Genomic DNA, 17,777 nt, shown 5'->3' with positions numbered 1-17,777 from the left:
CCCCGTACGGTTCGACTATTGTGCACCTGTCGCAAAAAATAGCAATTCAATAATAAGCGGCGTACTTGATCCTGTCGCTCGCCCACAACGGCCGTAAAAAAACCCCGCGGCAGACTGCCCGCGGGGTTGTTGCTTGCTGTCCAGCCCGTGCTTAGTAGGCCAGCAGCTCCTTGCTGCGCGAGTTCTGGAACAGCGGCAGCGGATCGGTGGTGTCCACCTCCACCGTGGTGCTGCCCTGACGCACGCCGTTCAGCAGGTAGTTGACCGCGCCCAGGTAGCGCTGACCGGTCGCCAGACCCGACCAGCTCATGCCGACGCTGGCGGTGCCGCCCACGGTGGCCGCGCCCGGCGCCAGCACCTTGAAGTTGCCGCCGGTCGAGCTCGAGTTCACCAGCCAGCTCGACATCGCGTAGGTGGCCGAACCGCCGGCCGGCGCGTAGCCGACCACGCACACGCGGTAGTCGCCCGCCGCCGGATTCACCAGCTGCACCGATTCGTTGGCCGTATCGTTGCCGCTGGACGCCACCACGGTGGTGCCGCGCAGCAGCACCATGTCGAGGTCGCTCAGGTTGCTGTTGGCGCCCTGCACTTCGTCGTCATACAGCGAGAAGCGCGCCAGCAGGGTGCCGGCCGGGATCGTCACATTGTGAATGTTGATGCCGGTGCCGGCACCGGCCTGGCATTGCGCGGTGGCGGTCGATGGGCTCTTGGCCTGGACGATGGTGCGCGATTCCTTGGTCGCCGGCAGCAGGCCGCCCTTGACCACGGTCATCGCGCCGGCAAAGCCGGTGCCCACCGTAACGATCTTGCTGCCGCTGGCCGCCTCGCTGTACACCGAGGCCAGCGCCGACAGCGCGCTGCCGCGCACGGTCAGCGGGCTGCGCACGGTATGCACGCCGTCGCTCCAGACCAGCTTGCCGTAGGTCCAGGTATCGACCGGCGCGTTGGTGCGCGTGACCTTGACCGTGAACGTGCCCTTGGCGCCCGGATCGAGCACCAGCTGCGAGGGCGATACCACCACGTCGTAGCCGGCGATCGAGGTCGTGGCGTTGTAGGTCGCGCGGGTGGCGCCGACGTTGGTCACGGTACGGGTCAGGGTCATCGAGCCCAGCACGTTGCCGGCGGTCAGCGAGGCCAGATTCAGGTTTTGCGCCGCCAGCGAGCCGCCGAACGAGCTGCACTGCGCGGCGTTGTAGATCAGGCCCTGGCCGCACAGGAAGCGCGCGTAATCGACCGGCGCGATGTCGTACACCAGGCCCGGATCCGCGGCCGAGGTCGGGGCGATGTGGCCGGCGCCCTGCGCCCACGGCAGCGTGCCGGTGTTCTTGGCGGTCGCGTCCCACGCCACGCCGCTGGTCAGGCCGTCGGTGTAGGTGTCGTAGGCGGTGGTCATCAGCGCCGACTTGATGGCGGCCGGGCTCCAGTCCGGATGACGCTGTTTCAGCAGCGCGGCCACGCCGGCCACGTGCGGCGAGGCCATCGAGGTGCCGGTGTAGAACGCCCAGTCGGTCACCGGCGCCACGCCGCCGCTGGCCACCGCGTCGTGCTGGGCGCGGGTCAGATCGGCGGTGACGGCGGCCAGGATGTCGGTGCCCGGTGCGGTCAGGTCCGGTTTCAGGATGTTGGCGTTGGCCACGTTCGGGCCGCGCGACGACGAACCGTTCATGATCGGCGCCTTGACCGTGGTGTCGATCACCGCGCGCAGATTGTTCAGCCCGGCGCTGGCGCCGGCCGCCCCGGCGGCGATGTAGTTCTTGACGATCGCGCCGTTTTCCTTGGTGATGTGCACCGTCGACACGGTGTGCGCCTGGTTCAGGATGGTGGCATTGCCGCCTTCCACGTTGGCGATGATCACGCCCACCGCGCCGGCCGTCTTGGCGTTGGCGCTCTTGTTGACCAGCACGTTGTTGCCGCGGTCGCAGACCAGGATCTTGCCGCTGACCTTGGCCGGGTCCAGCAGCGGCGACATGGTGTCGGCCGGGCCGAAGCACTGGTTCAGGTTGAGGCTGGTGGGATCGACACCGGCCAGGCCCGCATCCTTCGCCAGGATCAGCGGCGCCGACGGCGTATTGGCGTTGCTCGACGCACCGCTGACGGTGACGCCGTTGCCCAGCGCGGCATCGCCCAGGTAGATGCGGTCATGGGTCGAGTTGCCGACCGTGGTCAGCCAAGGGCTGATGTGGGCCACCGGCGCCGGCGCGGTCGAGGTCGGACCGGAGTTGCCGGCCGACGCCGCCACGAACACGCCGGCCGCGGCCGCGCCGAAGAACGCTTGCTCGGTCGCTTCATTGAAGGTGCCGCCGCCCGAGCTCGGGCCGATCGAGAAGTTGATGACGTTGACGCCATCCTTGACCGCCTGGTTGATCGCCGCCACGCTGTTGGCGGTCGCGCAACCGTTCTTGGCGGTGGCGCCGTCGGTCCAGCACACCTTGTAGGCGGCGATGCGCGCGCGCGGCGCCACGCCCGAGGTCTTGCCCAGGTTCAGTCCGCCGGTGATCACCGGCACGCCACCATTGCCGCCGGCGGTGCTCGAAGTATGGCTGCCGTGGCCGCCCGAGCCCTCGGTGCCGGCCACCGAATCGCGCGCCGAGTTGAACTCGGTCCAGTGCAGGGTCTGCGACGCCTGCTTGTAGTAGCGCGCGCCGATCAGCTTGTTGTTGCAGTTGTTGACGCCAAAACCTTCGCCGATGTCGCAGCTGCCTTTCCAGCTGGCGGGCGGCGCGTTGTAGGCCAGGTGGCTGCCGCTGTGGCTGGGCACGCCGTTGTCGTCGACGCGGTCGGCATAGCTCGGGTTTTCCGGCCAGATGCCGCCGTCGACGATGCCGATGATGATGTCCTCGCCGGACGCGCCCTTGCCGCCCAGCTGCTCCCACAGGCCGCCGGCCTTGTCCAGGCCGATGAAGCTGTTCACATAGCTGTCATCCAGCTGCATGATGGAGTCGGCGGTGATGGCTGCCACGCCGGCGTTTTTCTTCAGCGCGCGCACTTCCTCGTCGGTCAGCAGTGCGGCGAAGCCATTGAACACCACGTCATACTTGTGGGTGATCTCGGCATTGGCGACGGTGCTGATCACGTCGTTCTGCTTGGCTTCCAGATAGGTGATGTAGGCCTGCACGTCGGCGGCATCGACGTTCAGGCGCTGGCCCGGCGCGGGCATGGTGGCGGCCAGACCGGCGACCTGGCCGGTGTAGGTGGCGACCGGCTTGTCGGCCAGTTGCACGATGTAGGAACGGCGCTCTTCCTCGGCGTGCACGCCGGCGGACAGCGTCGACAGCAGCATCAGGACAGCGGTGGTAACAGGACGCAGTTTCAGATTCATCAGAAGGTTCTCCGGTTACACGTTGTTGGTGTTGGCGGCGCGGGCGCGGCGGCGCGCGACCAGGCCGATGGCGGCCAGACCCAGGCCCAGCATGGCGTAGGTCTCGGGCTCCGGCACGGCGGCCAGCACCAGGTTGTCGATCGCGAACTGGGCCTGGTTGCCGGCCGGGCTCACGCAGGACAGCGCGTCGGTGAACACGCAGGAGCCGATGGTGACGCTGCTGAACAGCGTGTTGCCGAACTGGCTTTGCAGGCTGGCGGTCAGGAACGGCGACTGGCCGCCGATCAGGGTCGGGAAGTCGAAGCTGGCGCTCACCGGGCCGTTGACGGTGTTGCCGGTGATGGTCAGCTGGCCGAAGGAATAGCTGCCGAGGTTGTCGATCGGCGGCAGGAAAGCGTAATCCAGGCTGGACAGGCGGAACGCCTTGCCGTCGCTGCGCGCGATCTGCAGGCTGCCGTCATTGGTGCCGATGTAGTAATTGCTGCTGTTGCCGGTCGGGCAGGCCGCGATGTCGCATTGGTAAGGGTTGGAACCCTGGCCGATGGCGCCGGCGAAGCCCATGCCGGTTTCCGAAGCGGTGCTGTCGATCACCAGGAAGCTGTAGCCGCCCTCGGTGAAGGTCTCCGTGCCGCCGTAAACGGTCGGCGACTGGGACTCGAAATCGATGGTATCAGCCATGGCCGACGCCGCGCCCATGAGCGCCAAAGCGCCCAAGGTGGCCGCCGTCAGTGTTTTCTTGAGTTGATTCATTGCTCTGCCTTGTGGTTGAAGGATGGAGTCGCCCAGTCGGTCGCCAGGCTCGTGCCCTGCTACTTTTCCTTTAGAAAAAGTAACAATCAATATAAGACAAAGCGCATGTACTCAGTAATCAAACACCAACATTTATTGTTTAAATATCCATTCAGTTCGCCGAATAAAATTCCGTTAACACTATGAGAATATTGTCATGAAGATGTAACAAAAGTGTTTCAGTAGCGGGGGATTTTCGTTGTAATTCTGCAAAAGTCAGCCCATATCCAAATCTTTCAGCACTCGCCAAGTTCCTGATATAAATCGATATAATCGGATAAGTCGCCTGCTTCGTCTTTTTAAAGACATGTAACAGCTTGTAACATCCGTTATAAAAAAAGCCAGCCGACGCCGGCTGGCTTTTCATGCGATGAAACGCGCCAATTAAAATACTGTCATGGCTTTCCTGATGGCAACGCAGCGTTCATCTTCCTGCCTTGTTACCAAAATGGAACGTTTAGTTCCAGCCGACAAATCTGGTAATGTAACAATTGCCGCGTCCAGGCGCTGCACGCTGGCCGGCGTGCAGGTGGCCGGGATCATCGATGCGCTGTAGGCGCGCATGTAGACCGGGCCGGCCGCCTTGTCCACCTGCGCCAGCGACGCCAGACGCTCGCCGGCGGTGGCCTCGTTCAGCGCACCCTGCTCGGCCGGATACATGCTGCCCATGGCCGTGCGCACCTTGGAGAACGGCAGCTTGGTCTGCAGATCGGCGATGGTGGCCTGCCACTGCGCCTTCACCTTGGCGTCCGGACGGATCACGGCGGCGGCGATGGCGGCCTGCTGGCCGCTGTCCGACTTGTCGCGCTCCTGCTCGGCCGCCAGCAGGGCTTCGCTACCCGGATAGGCGTAACGGTTCAGGCGCTTGATGATGTCCCAGCGTACATCCTGGCTGACATTCAGGCCCGGCACCACCAGCTTGCCGTCCAGGATATCGGCCAGCTGCGTCAGCGCGGCCGGGCTGCTGGCCACGCTGATATAGGTCGCGAACCAGCGGCGCTGGAAGTTCTTGTCGCTGGCCGCCCTGGTGGCGGCAAAGCTCATCTGCTCCAGTCGCGAGCTCACCTGCGCGCGGTACTTCGCGGCAGACGGCCCCATCGCATTCAGATAAGCGACCGAAGCGTGGATCTTCTCGACGATATCGCCGAGCAGGGTGTAATCCTTCTCGGCCGGCGCATTGGCCAGCACCGTCTTCAGATATTCGTTGAGCGGCAGTTTGGCATCGCGCACGCTGTCCCACAGGCTTTGCCACAGCATCGAGCGCAGCAGCGGATCATCCACCTTGCTCAGGTTGGCCTGCGCCGCGCTGAACGACTTCTTGTCCAGCTGTACCTTGGCGAAGCCCCAGTCCTGATAGTTCGGATACACCAGGTCCGGGCAGGCCGCGCCTTTCAGTTCCGGCACCGCGGTGGCCGCGCCCTTGTAAGTCACCGCCACGTTCTTGCTCAACGCCAGACCCTGCGCGCCCAATTTGAACAGACCGACCTGCACACGTTGCTCGCGCAAGGTCGGCAGCTCTTGCGTCGCGCTCTGGCGCAGCGTGAAGGCGCTGACCTTGCCACCGCTGCAGCTGAAGTCGGCCGCGATGGTATTCACGCCCGGCTCGTACAGCCACTCCTTGGTCCAGCCGCTCAGATCGCGGTGCGCCGCCTCGCCCAGGCTGCCGATGAAGTCATCCAGCCTGGCATTGCGGTACTGGTACTTGACCAGATAATTGTGCACGCCCTGGCGGAACACTTCCTCGCCCAGCAGATGGCGCAGCTGCTTCAGCGTCGACGCGCCTTTCGAATAGGTGATGGCGTCGATGTTGTCGAAGGCGTTCGCGGTCGACGGCACCGGCGTCTCGATCGCATGGGTGGTCACGCGCTGGTCCTGCACGTAGGCGGCCTGCTTGCCGCCCGAGTAGAAGCCCTGCCAGGCATTGGTGAACTCGGTCGCCTCGGCGGTCGCCAGCGTGCCCATGAACGAGGCGAAGCTCTCGTTCAGCCACAGGCCGTTCCACCACTTCATGGTCACCAGGTCGCCAAACCACTGGTGCGCCATCTCGTGATTGATCACGCCGGCCAGCGACTGCTTCTGTGCCGCCGTCATCTCTTCCTTGTGCAGGAAACGGCCTTCGGCGAAGGTGATCGCGCCGGCGTTTTCCATCGCGCCGTACAGGAAGTCCGGCACCAGCAACTGGTCATACTTCTCGAACTGGTAAGGGATGCCGAAGTATTGGTCGAAGAAGGCCAGGCCGGCCTTGGTGTACTTGAACCAGTCCTGCGGCGACACCTGCGACGCCACCGACTGGCGCGCGAACAGGCGCATCGGATATTTGCCGCTGTTGTCTTCCCATACCTTGTACGGGCCGGCGTGCATGGAGAAGTTGTACGGGCTCAGTTTCTTCGAACGCGGGAAGGTCCACAGCTTGCCGCCATCGACCTCCTTCACGCTGGTCTCGCGCGTGGTCGAAGACACCACCCAGTCGGCCGGCGTGCTGACCGTGACCTGGTACGTGCCCTTCAGGTCCGGCTGATCGAACACCGGGAACATCTGGTGCGCCGCCGCCGGCTCGAAGTGCGAGTAGGTGTAGACGCGGCCATCGACCGGGTCGACCATGCGATGCAGGCCCTCGCCATTGGTGCTGTGCGGACGCGAGTAGGCGATCGTGACGGTATTGCGGCCGGCCACCAGATCCTGCGGCGCCAGCGTGATGAACCACTGGTTGTATTGCGGCGTCACGGCCTTGCCGTTCACGCTCAGGCTGGCGATGGTGGCCTTGTCCAGATCGATGGTCAGCGGCTGCGACGCGTCGCTCAGGTCGAAACTCAGCGTGGTGGTGCCGCTGAAGCTTTCCTTGCCGGTCAACGCGAACGCCAGCGTGTAATCGACATTGCTGACGCGCGCCGAGCGCGCGGCCGCATCTTCCTGCGACAGGAACTGGTTGTCCGCGCGCGGCGCGCTGGCGGCGGCGGGTACGGCGGCAGTCACGCCACCAAACGCCAGCGCGATGGCGCCGGCGATCAGGTATTTCTTCATGTGTGGATTCCTCGCTTACTTCTTCAGGTAAGTGTCGAGCCAGTCGATCACCGTGTGGTGCCAGAGCACCGAGTTGGCCGGCTTCAGCACCCAGTGGTTCTCGTCCGGGAAGAACAGGAACTTGCTCGGGATGCCCTGGCGCTGCAGCGCCGTGAACGCGCCGATGCCCTGCGCGGTCGGAATGCGGAAGTCCATGTCGCCCTGTACCACCAGCATCGGCGTCTTCCAGTTCTTCACCTTCAGCGCCGGATTGAACTTCTCGTGGTTCTGCGGCACGTCGTAATAGGAGCCGCCGTTTTCCCATTCGGTGAACCAGATCTCCTCGGTCGAATACGCCATGCCGCGCGTATCGAACACGCCGTCGTGATTGACGATGCACTTGAAGCCGTCGGACCAGTTACCCTGGATCCAGTTCATCATGAAGCCGCCGTACGAGGCGCCCAGCGCGCAGCTGCGTTCGCGGTCCAGCCACGGATACTTCTGCACCGCGGCCGCCAGGCCTTTCTGCAGATCTTCCAGCGGCTTGCCGCCCCAGTCGCCGCTGATCGAATCGGTGAACTTCTGGCCATAGCCGGTGGAACCGTGGAAGTCGATGAACACGGTGGCATAGCCGGCGCCCGCATACACCTGCGGATTCCAGCGATAGCTCCAGGAGTTGCCGAAGCTGCCCTGCGGGCCGCCGTGCACCAGGAAGGCGATCGGATACTTCTGGCCCGGCTGCGCGTTCCATGGCTTGGTCACGTGGCCGTACACCTTCTCGCCGTTGGCGCCGGTGAAGGAGAACTGCTCGACTTCGCCGAACTTGACCTCGGCCAGCGCCGCCTCATTCAGTTTGGTCAGCTGCTCGGCCTTCTCGCCCGAAGTCCCGAGTTTGAACTTGTACAGCTGCGCGCCCGAGGTCAGGCTGGCCTGCGCCATCACGATGGTGTCCTTCGCCACATCGAAGGCATCCACATGACCCTTGCCGGTGATGGCCGCCACCTTGCCGCTGGCCACGTCGATGTGGAACAAACGGTGCTGACCGATATCATCGGCGCTGGCCAGGATGGCCTTGCTGTCCGGGGTCCATTCGTAGTTGGCGATCGAACGGTCCCAGTCGCCGGCGACGGTGCGCTTCTTGCCGCTGGCGACATCGAGCAGCACCAGGTGGAAGCGGTCGGCTTCGAAGGTCGGCTTGTCCATGGCCAGGTAGGCCAGCGTCTTGCCGTCGGGCGAATAAATGGCCTTGGTGTCCCAGGCCTTGTTGTCTTCGGTAAGATTCTTCGGCGTGCCGCCGGTGGCCGGCACCGTGTAGACATCGAAGTTGGTCGACCAGGCTTCGGTCTTGCCGGCGATGCGGGCCGAGAACGCCACCGTCTTGCCATCCGGGCTGAAGTGATACTCGCCGTTGTCGCCGAATGGCTTGGACGGCACATCGCCATCCAGCGTGCCGCTCAGGCTGACCGGTTGCGCGCTGACCTTGCCCGTGGCATCGATCGGCGCCGAATACAGCACATTGGTGCGGCCGTCGGCCCAGGTATCCCAGTGGCGCACGAACAGCTTGTCGTAGACCTTGCCGCTGGCCTTGACCTTGCCCTGCTCATCCAGACGCTGCTTGCTGCAGGCCAGATCGGCACAATCGCGGAACACCGCCACGCTGAAGGCCAGACGGTCGCCCTGAGGCGACAGGCGGAAGTTATCGACGTCGAGCGGCAGGTCGGTGACCTTGGCGGCCTCGCCGCCGCCCAGCGGCAGACGCCACACCTGCGACGAGCCCGAGCGTCCGGACAGGAAGTAGATCGCATCGCCGTGCGGCGACCACACCGGGTCCGAGCTGCTGGCCGCGGCCTGGGTCAGACGCAGCGGCGCCGCTTGCGGATGGCGCAGATCCAGCAGCCACAGCTGGGTGTTGCCGCGGTTCTTGTCCATGTCGGTCGCGCGCACGGTGTACACCACGCGCGTCGCATCCGGCGACAGGACCGGGGCGCCGACGCGCTCCATGTTGACCAGGTCTTCGACAGTGAAGCCGCGCGGCGCGGCCACGGCACTGGACGCCATCGCGGCGCCCAGCAGCAGCATAGGGATTCTCATTCGGTTGCTCCGATGTTATAAGAAAAATACCGGCTTGTGGCCGGGCATCGGACATCATACCAAGAGCGGCTGCGCCAGCGGAAGGTTGTTACTTTATGCTACTTGCTATGGCTTGGCAGCACGCACCTGACGCACCGCGTCCCAATAGGCGTCGATCTGCGGCTTGTGCTGCTGGTAAAACACCTTGTTGACGATCAGATAAATCGGCGTCGTGATCAGCGGCGTCGGCAGCATCTCGATCTCGCCGCGGTACAGGCGTGCGATGATCTGCTCGCCCTCGCCCTGCTGGGTGACGACCGCCGCCACGCGCCGCTGCGCCAGCATCGCAAACACCTGCTCGGGGCTGTTGGCGCTGTCGTCGATCACCACGTTCAGCTGGCGCAGCAGCGACACGTGCAGCATGCCCGGCTGGGTGCCGACCGGCTGCCGGCCCAGATGATGGAACAGTTTGCCGTCCCACTCCACCTCGCCGCCGCGCCGGCGCGACACCGAGAACTTCAATTCGCCCACCGCGCGGCTGGCATCGGGCTGCGAGTCGTGCATCGGAAACGCGCTGTACGAGGTGCGGTCTTCGATGAAGGCGGCCAGCATGGCATCCACCTGACCGGTGCGCAGCTGCTCCATGCACTGGAAACGCGGCGCCACGATATTCTGGATGCTCACCGGCTGCAGCCTGGACGCGCGCCGCAGCACGTCTTGCGCCTGCCCCGAGCCGTCGGGGTAGGTCAGCGGTGGAAACGGGTGATCGAAAATGCACATCCTGACCTCCAGCGGCGCGGCAGCTGCCATGATCGGCAGTCCCAGCAGCGCAGCCACAAGATAACGGCGCATGGCGTTTCCCTCTGATATGGTTATTGCCATAACTATACTGCCGGCACCGTTTTTAAAAAAGTTTCTTGACTTTTTTAAGACGACCGGTCATATTAAACACATGGCCAAACCTAACGTCAAAGAGCAAATCGTCAGCACCAGCTTGAACCTGCTGCACAGCAAGGGGTTCAATGCAACCAGCGTCCAGGATATTACCGACGCCGCCGGCGTGCCGAAGGGCTCGTTCTACAACCACTTCAGCAGCAAGGAAGCGCTGGGGCTGGAGGTCGTGCAACGTTATACCGATGGCGTCGGCCAGATCGCCGCGCTGCTGAAAGACCGTTCGGTGGCGCCGCTGCAGCGCCTGCGCCAGTATTTCGACCGCATGATCGCCGGCAATACCGCCAACGATTACAACCATGGCTGCATGCTGGGCAATTTCAGCACCGAACTGTCGAACCAGATCCCGGCCATGCGGGTGGCGATGCGCCAGGCGTTTGCCGGCTCGGGCGCGCTGCTGGCGGCAGTGATCGCCGAGGGCCAGCGCGACGGCAGCATCGCCAGCGCACTGCCGGCCGAGGACCTGGCCGCCTTCGTCAACGACGCCTGGCAAGGCGCCGTCCTGCGCGCCAAAGCCGAGCAAAGCCGTGAACCGCTGGACCGTTTTGTACGCATGGTGCTGGGCCGGGTGCTGGCCTGAGCCATTTTTTTTCGGCCGTTTTTAAGACGACCGGTCATATTGAAACAACCTACCTTGAAAGGAAACATCATGAAATTCAAAGACGCCGTCGTCCTGGTCACTGGTGCCAACCGTGGTCTGGGCAAAGCCCTGGCCGAAGCCGCCGTCAAGGCGGGCGCCCGCAAAGTCTACGCCGCCGCGCGCAACCCGGCCACGGTGGACATCGCCGGCGTCACGCCGCTCCAGCTGGACGTGACCAATGCCGCGGACGTTGCCGCCGCCGTGCGGGCGATCCCCGACCTGACCATCCTGATCAACAACGCCGGCATCTCCACCGGCAGCGGCGCCACCACCGCCGACGCGCTGCAGGCGGCGCGTGACGAATTCGAAGTCAACTTCTTCGCCCCGCTGGCGCTGAGCCACGCGTTCGCTCCCGTGCTGGGCAGGAACGGCGGCGGCGCCATCATCAACATCCTGTCGGCGCTGGCTTGGCTGAGCTTCCCGAGCACCGGCACCTACAGCGCCTCCAAGGCGGCGGCCTGGGGCCTGAGCAACAGCCTGCGCGGCGAACTGGCCGGCCAGAACACGCAAGTGCTGGCGGCGCACATGGGCTACATGGACACCGACATGACCGCCGGCATCGACGCGCCGAAATCGGCGCCGGCCGACATCGCCAGCGCCATCGTCACCGCGCTCGAGGCCAACGAAGACGAAGTGCTGACCGACGAAGTCTCGCGCCAGGTCAAAGCCGGCTTCAGCCTGCCGCGCAGCTACTACCTCGGCGCCGCCCGCGCCTGATAAAAAGTCGGGACTCGATTGATACAAAATTTTTGGCGCACGCAAGAAAGCGCGTATTTTCCGGCGCCAAATGGGCGCATAATCGTGGACTCAGCCAGGTGCAAAAGCACACGCTCCCCGCCGGCTTGGCGTGTGCGTAATCCGTTTTCCCCGCCGGCAATGCTTCGCTTTGTATTGCCTCACAATCAGTTGTGAACAATTGTAACTCGGCGTTATATGAGCCGCTGGGCGCGCTAAGGTAGCAGCTTCACCTCGGGCGCGACCGCTCCTCTATGACGTTACCGCGCAGCCGAAGTCATCGAAATACGGGAAACGCCATGCTTACTGCCACCTATGTCTTGTTGACGCTCTCGATCGAGCAAAAGAAGGAACGCCACTTCATTTCGCGCCTGCTGCAATATGTGCAGACCAGCGCGCGCCGCCCGCAGGAAATCGATCCTGTGTTCATCGAGTCCCAGCTGCAGGAATTGACCCGCTTCGCCGAAGCGCGCCACCAGCGCAAGGTCGAAGCCTGCCTGATGCCCGCCGTGCGCGCGGCCGATTCGAATTGCACCGCCCTCATGAACGACCTCGAATGTCTGAGCCAGCGCGGCAGCGCCATGCTCAACGCCGTCTACCGCTGCCTGCACCGCGCCATGCGCCGCAGCGCCTCGCAAGGCAGGTTCCTGTGCAAGGCCATCGATCTGTATTGCCAGAATCTGCTCAAGCGGCTGGACAAGGAAGAACAGGAACTGTTGCCGCTGGCGCAGAAGGTGATCTCCAGCGATGAGTGGTTCGAAATCGGCAGCAAATTCCTCGAACAGGATAATGACGACAGCCGCACACAGGCAAGCCGCAACCGCGAGCAGTCGCGCGCGCTGCGCGGCGCCGCCGCGGCGGTCTGATTCGCGCCGCTCCTGAAGCCAGCATCTGCGCCAAAGTAGTGCGCATTCGCGCGCTGCGGTGGCGCTGTTGTTTTGCGCCTGCGCGCGCGCCGCGAACGCTTGCCTAAGCAATATCGTGCGGGCTAATATGGCCCATATGCAGCCCGATCCCGCCACCGATTTTGCGCTTCCGGATCTCCGCCGTCAGCCCTGGAACGCGCAGCCTGCCCCGAGGGAGATCGCATCATGAGCCACGGCGCCCGTATCCTCCACCTGCGCGGCGCGGCCGGCATGGACGCGATCTACCGCAAGGTCAGCTGGCGTCTGCTGCCGCTGCTGATGCTGTGCTATGCGGTGGCCTTCCTCGACCGCGTCAACGTCAGCTACGCCAAGCTGCAGATGGGCGCCAGTCTCGATTTCAGCGAACATGTGTATGCGCTCGGCGCCGGCGTGTTCTTCATCGGCTACTTCCTGTGCGCGCTGCCCGGCAATCTGCTGATCGAAAAAATCGGCGCGCGCAAGACGCTGCTGCGCATCATGCTGTGCTGGGGCTTCAGCGCCGCCGCCGGCGCCTTCGTGCGCGAGCCGTTGGAGTTCTACATCATCCGCTTCCTGCTGGGCGTCTTCGAGGCGGCCTTCTTCCCCGGCGTGATCCTGTACCTGACCTGGTGGTATCCGGCGGCGCGGCGTGCGCGCGCGTTCGCGCTGTTCTCGTCGGCCGCGCTGCTGGCCGGCGTCGGCGCCGGGCCGCTGTGCGCCGCCACACTGGCCACCATGCATGATGTCGGCGGCCTCAGTGGCTGGCAATGGATGCTGCTGCTGCAGGGCTTCGCGGCCGCGTTGCTGGGCGTCGGCGCCTGGTTCCACCTCGACGAGAAACCGGAGGACGCCAGCTGGCTGTCGTCGTTCGAGCAGCAGATGATCGGGCAGGATCTGGAGCGCGACGAGGAGGCGCTGTCCGGCCCCGCCGATGAAGAAGACGAGCCGCAGCCCGCGCCATCGGCTCCTGCCCTGATCTGGTCGCTGCTGCGCGAGCCGGCCATCATGCTGCTGGCCGCCGCCAACCTGCTGCTGATCGGCGCCAGTTACGACCTGGTCTCGTGGTCGCCGTCGCTGCTGCAGCGCTGGGGCGCGGGCAGCCATCTGCAACTGGGCGTGCTGGCCGCCATTCCCAACCTGGCCGGCGTGGTCGGCATGATCGCCATCTGCTACGACTCCGACCGCCGGCGCGAGCGGCGCGGCCACTTCGTCGCCTGCATGGTGCTGGCCGCCGGCGGCCTGGCGCTGGCCATCGCCGCCGACAAGGAACTGGCCTGGTCGCTGGCCGGGCTGACCCTGGCCTCGCTGGGCATCGCCGCCGCCTCGCCGCTGCTGACCGCCATCCTCACCGAACTGCTGAACCGCGGCCGCGCCGCGACCGGCATCGCGCTGGTCGGCAGCCTGGGGCTGATCGGCGGCGCGCTCGGCCCCCTGCTCGGCGAACGCATGCTGCGCTGGGGCGACAGCGCCGCCATGCTGGCGTCGCTGGTGGTGCTGTACCTGGCCGCCGGCGTCTGCCTGCTCGCGGCCTTGCGCCTGGCGCCGCGCCGCGGCGGTCCCAGCGCCGGCCACGGCGAAACCGATAAGATGGCCCGCCGCTGAAGCTTGGGCTAGAATCTGGAACGCGCCGCGATCCGGCGCTTCCGATCATCCCAACTCAAAGCGAAACAACCGATGCGTTTTGTATTGTCCCTCCTTGCCGCCGCCGCGGCCAGCGCAGTCTCCGCAGCCCCCACTCCCATCACCCTGGACCAGGCCATGGCCAATCCGGACTGGATCGGCAATCCGGTCGAATCGGCTTGGTGGGGCTGGGACAGCCGCCAGATCTACTACAAGCAGAAACGCAACGGCTCCGCCGTACGCGATACCTATCTGCTGAACGGCAGCGCCGCCAAGGTGGTCGAGGACAAACAGCTGGCCAACATGGACAGCGCCGATCCGGTCTACAACCGCGAACACACGCGCGCCATCCTGCTGCGCAACGGCGACGTGTTCGAGCGCGACCTGAAAAGCGGCGCGCTGACGCAGATCTGGCGCGGCTCCACCCAGGCCGCCGATCCGCAATACTCGGCCGACGGTAACCACGTGCAGTTCCGCGTCGGCACCGACTGGTACAGCTGGAGCCGCGCCGACCGCGTCGCCGGCCCGGTGGCCATGCTGCGCACCGCAAAGGATCCCGACGCCGCGCCGGACCCCGACTTCCGCCGCGACATGCAGCTGCGCCTGATCTCCACGCTGGCGCGCGTCAAGCAGGAGAAGGACGAAACGCGCGACCAGCGCAACGCCGAGCGCAGCGCCGACGCCACGCGCGCGCCGCTGCCCATCTACCTGGGCGAGAAGGTCGCCATCGAGACCAGCGCGCTGTCGCCGGACGGGCGCTATCTGCTGGTGGTCACCGCCGCCAAGGATGGCGACAAGCGCCGTATCGGCAAGATGCCGCGCTACGTCACCGAGTCGGGCTACGAGGAGACCGACGACGAGCGCAAGCGCGTCAGCGAGGCCGGCCCGCTGCAGCACCAGCTGAAACTGATTGAAACGGCGACGCGCAAGGTCACCGACCTGTCCTTCGACGACCTGCCCGGCATCAAGGAAGACCCGCTGGCCCAGCTGCGCGCCGAGCACAAGCTCGATGCGCTGAAAGGCAATCGCGGCCTGCGCTTCGAACACCGCGAGGATTCGATCCGCTGGAGCGCCGACGGCAAGCGCGTGGCCGTGATGGCGCAATCGATCGACAACAAGGACCGCTGGATTGCCGCCGTCGACCTGACCGCGGCCAAACTGAAACCACTGCACCGCCTGACCGACCTGGCCTGGGTCAACAACCGCTACAACGACTTCGGCTGGCAGCCGGACAACAGCACCCTGTGGTACCAGTCGGAAGAAAGCGGCTACGCCCACATCTACACCATGACGGCCGACGGCAAATCGCACGCCCTCACCTCCGGCAAGTGGGAAGCCTCGGACGTCAAATGGTCGGCCGACGGCGGCACCGCCTACTTCCTGTGCAATCCGAAACTGCCGGGCACCTATGAAGTCTGCTCCGCCAACGCCAGGGACGGCGCGCTGAAGGAGCTGACCGCGCAGGGCGGCGTCGAAGGCTACACCCTGTCGCCGGACGGCCGCAAGCTGCTGGTGCGCTACTCGACCGCCTACATGCCGGCGCAGATCGGCACCGTCGCCAGCAGCGGCGGCGCGCTGACCCAGCTGACCGACACCCGCAGCGCCGACTACAAGGCGCGCGAATGGATACAGCCGCAGATCGTCGCCGTGCCATCGACTCACGGCGCCGATCCGGTCTGGGCCAAGCTGTATCGTCCGGCCACGCTGGAAGCGGGCAAAAAATATCCGGTGGTGATGTTCGTGCACGGCGCCGGCTACCTGCAGAACACCACGCTGCGCTACCCGAACTACTTCCGCGAGCAGATGTTCCACAACCTGCTGGTGCAGAAGGGCTACATCGTGCTGGACATGGACTACCGCGCCTCGCTCGGCTACGGCCGCAACTGGCGCACCGCCATCTACCGCCAGATGGGCCATCCGGAACTGGAGGACTACATCGATGGCCTGAACTGGATGGTCGCCAACCAGCAGGGCGACGCCGCCAACGTCGGCATCTACGGCGGCAGCTACGGCGGCTTCATGACCCTGATCGCGCTGCTGCGCGCGCCCGACCAGTTCAAGGCCGGCGCCGCGCTGCGTCCCGTCACCGACTGGACCACCTACAACCACGAGTACACCGCCAACATCCTCAACTCGCCGGAACTGGACCCGGACGCGTACAGGATCTCCTCGCCGATCGAATACGCCGGCCAGCTCAAAGGCCACCTGCTGATCGCGCACGGCATGGTCGACGACAACGTGTTCTACCAGGACTCGGTGCGCATGGCGCAGCGCTTCATCGAACTGAAAAAGGATAACTGGGAGCTGGCCTCGTACCCGCTGGAGCGGCACAGCTTCGTCCACGCCGAATCGTGGTACGACGAGTACCGCCGCATCTATCAACTGTTTGAACGCACCTTGAAATAAGGGAGTTTTATGAAAAAGCTTGCCGCCGCGCTGATGCTGGCGTCCCTGTTCACCGCCGCCCACGCCGAGACCAAACACCCGGCATGGTCGCGCAGCTCCAGTATCTACGAAGTCAATCTGCGCCAGTACAGCAAGGAAGGCACCATCAACGCCTTCGCCGCCAGCCTGCCCAACCTGAAGCAGATGGGCGTCGACATCCTGTGGCTGATGCCGGTCTACCCGATCGGCGAAAAGAACCGCAAGGGCACGCTGGGCAGCTACTACGCGGTCAAGGACTACACCGCGGTCAATCCGGAGTTCGGCAGCATCGACGACCTGCGCAAACTGGTCAAGCAGGCGCACGCCCTGGGCATGCACGTGATCCTCGACTGGGTGGGCAACCACACCGCCTGGGACCACCCGTGGGCCGAGCAGCATCCGGACTGGTACAAGAAAAACGACAAGGGCGAAATCACCTCGGTCAGCTTCAAGAACGGCGCCGGCGAGACCGAGGAATGGGCCGACGTCATCGGCCTCGATTACGCCAACCAGGCGCTGTGGCCGGCGATGACGCAGGCGATGGCGTTCTGGGTCAAGGAAGTCGGCGTCGACGGCTTCCGCGCCGATGCCGCCGGCATGGTGCCGACCGCGTTCTGGGACCAGGCGCGCGCGCAGCTGGACAAGATCAAGCCGGTGTTCATGCTGGCCGAAGCGGACGACGTCGCGCTGCACGAACGCGCCTTCGACGCCAGCTACGACTGGCCGCTGAACGGCATCATGAAAAAGATCGGCAAGGGCCAGGCCGGCGCCGCCGAACTGCGCGCCTACGTCAGCACGCCGCCGAAAGCCTACCCGCGCGACGCCTTCCGGCTGCAATTCACCAGCAACCACGACATCAACTCGTGGGAAGGCGCCGACAAGGACTTGTACGGCCCGGCCTGGGGCGCGATGGCGGTGCTCAGCTACACCCTGCCCGGCATCCCGCTGGTGTACAACGGCCAGGAAGCCAGGCTGGACAAGAAGCTCGCGTTCTTCGAAAAAGACCCGATCGACTGGAAGAACTGGGAACTGGAAGGCTTCTTCGGCGGCCTGAACGCGCTGAAGAAGCAGAACCCGGCCCTGTGGAACGGCGCGGCCGGCGGCGCGGTGCAACTGCTGGACGTCGGCAACGAGCAGCTGTTTGCCTTCAGGCGCCAGCAGGGCGCCAACCACGTGCGCGTGATCGTCAACCCCACCGGCCAGCTGCAGAAATACAAGCTGGCCGGCGACGAAGGCCCGGCCTACCTCAAACCCTGGCGCTGGCGCATCATCGTCCCCGAATAAACTCCGGGGTCAGGTCTTTCATTGCGTCACGGGCTCTACCGTAGCGATCGCTACGGTAGAG

11 protein-coding genes are annotated in these 17,777 nt (G+C 64.9%); 6 read left to right on the top strand and 5 right to left on the bottom strand.

Annotation, left to right across the window (positions count from 1 at the left end):
• Positions 1–151: 151 nt before the first annotated feature.
• The 5 genes from E4L98_RS03010 to E4L98_RS02990 form a co-directional block, all read right to left on the bottom strand.
• On the bottom strand, positions 152–3,319 hold the full coding sequence (locus E4L98_RS03010) for a S8 family serine peptidase (protein WP_229257214.1): 3,168 nt from the start codon (positions 3,317–3,319) through the stop codon (positions 152–154).
• 15 nt (positions 3,320–3,334) lie between these two features.
• Positions 3,335–4,069, bottom strand: coding sequence for an NF038120 family PEP-CTERM protein (locus E4L98_RS03005; RefSeq protein WP_135200090.1), 735 nt, complete (start codon positions 4,067–4,069; stop codon positions 3,335–3,337).
• A gap of 423 nt (positions 4,070–4,492) precedes the next feature.
• On the bottom strand, positions 4,493–7,129 hold the full coding sequence (gene pepN, locus E4L98_RS03000; RefSeq protein WP_135200089.1) for an aminopeptidase N: 2,637 nt from the start codon (positions 7,127–7,129) through the stop codon (positions 4,493–4,495).
• A gap of 15 nt (positions 7,130–7,144) precedes the next feature.
• The gene (locus E4L98_RS02995) at positions 7,145–9,199 is read right to left on the bottom strand and encodes an alpha/beta hydrolase family protein (RefSeq protein ID WP_229257213.1); all 2,055 of its coding nucleotides are present in this window, start codon (positions 9,197–9,199) and stop codon (positions 7,145–7,147) included.
• Between the two features lie 105 nt (positions 9,200–9,304).
• Positions 9,305–10,030 (bottom strand): substrate-binding periplasmic protein, encoded by a 726-nt coding sequence (locus E4L98_RS02990; protein WP_135200088.1) that lies wholly within the window; start codon positions 10,028–10,030, stop codon positions 9,305–9,307.
• 100 nt (positions 10,031–10,130) lie between these two features.
• Between E4L98_RS02990 and E4L98_RS02985 the strand changes: the two genes are divergently transcribed.
• From E4L98_RS02985 to E4L98_RS02960, 6 genes are all read left to right on the top strand, one after another.
• The gene (locus E4L98_RS02985; RefSeq protein WP_135200087.1) at positions 10,131–10,709 is read left to right on the top strand and encodes a TetR/AcrR family transcriptional regulator; all 579 of its coding nucleotides are present in this window, start codon (positions 10,131–10,133) and stop codon (positions 10,707–10,709) included.
• A gap of 69 nt (positions 10,710–10,778) precedes the next feature.
• Positions 10,779–11,486 (top strand): SDR family oxidoreductase, encoded by a 708-nt coding sequence (locus tag E4L98_RS02980; RefSeq protein ID WP_135200086.1) that lies wholly within the window; start codon positions 10,779–10,781, stop codon positions 11,484–11,486.
• Positions 11,487–11,803: 317 nt separating this feature from the next.
• Positions 11,804–12,370: a hypothetical protein gene (locus tag E4L98_RS02975; protein ID WP_135200085.1), complete on the top strand. Its 567-nt coding sequence runs from the start codon at positions 11,804–11,806 to the stop codon at positions 12,368–12,370.
• A 225-nt stretch (positions 12,371–12,595) separates the two neighbouring features.
• The gene (locus tag E4L98_RS02970) at positions 12,596–13,990 is read left to right on the top strand and encodes an MFS transporter (protein WP_229257212.1); all 1,395 of its coding nucleotides are present in this window, start codon (positions 12,596–12,598) and stop codon (positions 13,988–13,990) included.
• A gap of 72 nt (positions 13,991–14,062) precedes the next feature.
• Complete coding sequence (locus tag E4L98_RS02965; RefSeq protein ID WP_135200083.1) at positions 14,063–16,414, top strand: S9 family peptidase; 2,352 nt, start codon at positions 14,063–14,065, stop codon at positions 16,412–16,414.
• 9 nt (positions 16,415–16,423) lie between these two features.
• Positions 16,424–17,716: an alpha-amylase family glycosyl hydrolase gene (locus E4L98_RS02960; protein ID WP_135200082.1), complete on the top strand. Its 1,293-nt coding sequence runs from the start codon at positions 16,424–16,426 to the stop codon at positions 17,714–17,716.
• The last annotated feature ends 61 nt before the right edge of the window (positions 17,717–17,777 follow it).

Source organism: Duganella callida (assembly GCF_004614165.1).
Taxonomy (GTDB): Bacteria; Pseudomonadota; Gammaproteobacteria; order Burkholderiales; family Burkholderiaceae_D; genus Rugamonas; species Rugamonas callida.
Note: the sequence above shows the minus strand (reverse complement) of the source record. Positions and strands in the feature narration are given on the sequence as shown.

Coding starts and splice junctions, on each gene's coding strand:
- E4L98_RS02960 (WP_135200082.1), top strand. CDS start 16,424: ATGAAAAAGCTTGCCGCCGCGCTGATGCTGGCGTCCCTGTTCACCGCC.
- E4L98_RS02975 (WP_135200085.1), top strand. CDS start 11,804: ATGCTTACTGCCACCTATGTCTTGTTGACGCTCTCGATCGAGCAAAAG.
- E4L98_RS02980 (WP_135200086.1), top strand. CDS start 10,779: ATGAAATTCAAAGACGCCGTCGTCCTGGTCACTGGTGCCAACCGTGGT.
- pepN (WP_135200089.1), bottom strand. CDS start 7,129: ATGAAGAAATACCTGATCGCCGGCGCCATCGCGCTGGCGTTTGGTGGC.
- E4L98_RS02995 (WP_229257213.1), bottom strand. CDS start 9,199: ATGAGAATCCCTATGCTGCTGCTGGGCGCCGCGATGGCGTCCAGTGCC.
- E4L98_RS02965 (WP_135200083.1), top strand. CDS start 14,063: ATGCGTTTTGTATTGTCCCTCCTTGCCGCCGCCGCGGCCAGCGCAGTC.
- E4L98_RS02985 (WP_135200087.1), top strand. CDS start 10,131: ATGGCCAAACCTAACGTCAAAGAGCAAATCGTCAGCACCAGCTTGAAC.
- E4L98_RS03010 (WP_229257214.1), bottom strand. CDS start 3,319: ATGAATCTGAAACTGCGTCCTGTTACCACCGCTGTCCTGATGCTGCTG.
- E4L98_RS02970 (WP_229257212.1), top strand. CDS start 12,596: ATGAGCCACGGCGCCCGTATCCTCCACCTGCGCGGCGCGGCCGGCATG.
- E4L98_RS03005 (WP_135200090.1), bottom strand. CDS start 4,069: ATGAATCAACTCAAGAAAACACTGACGGCGGCCACCTTGGGCGCTTTG.
- E4L98_RS02990 (WP_135200088.1), bottom strand. CDS start 10,030: ATGCGCCGTTATCTTGTGGCTGCGCTGCTGGGACTGCCGATCATGGCA.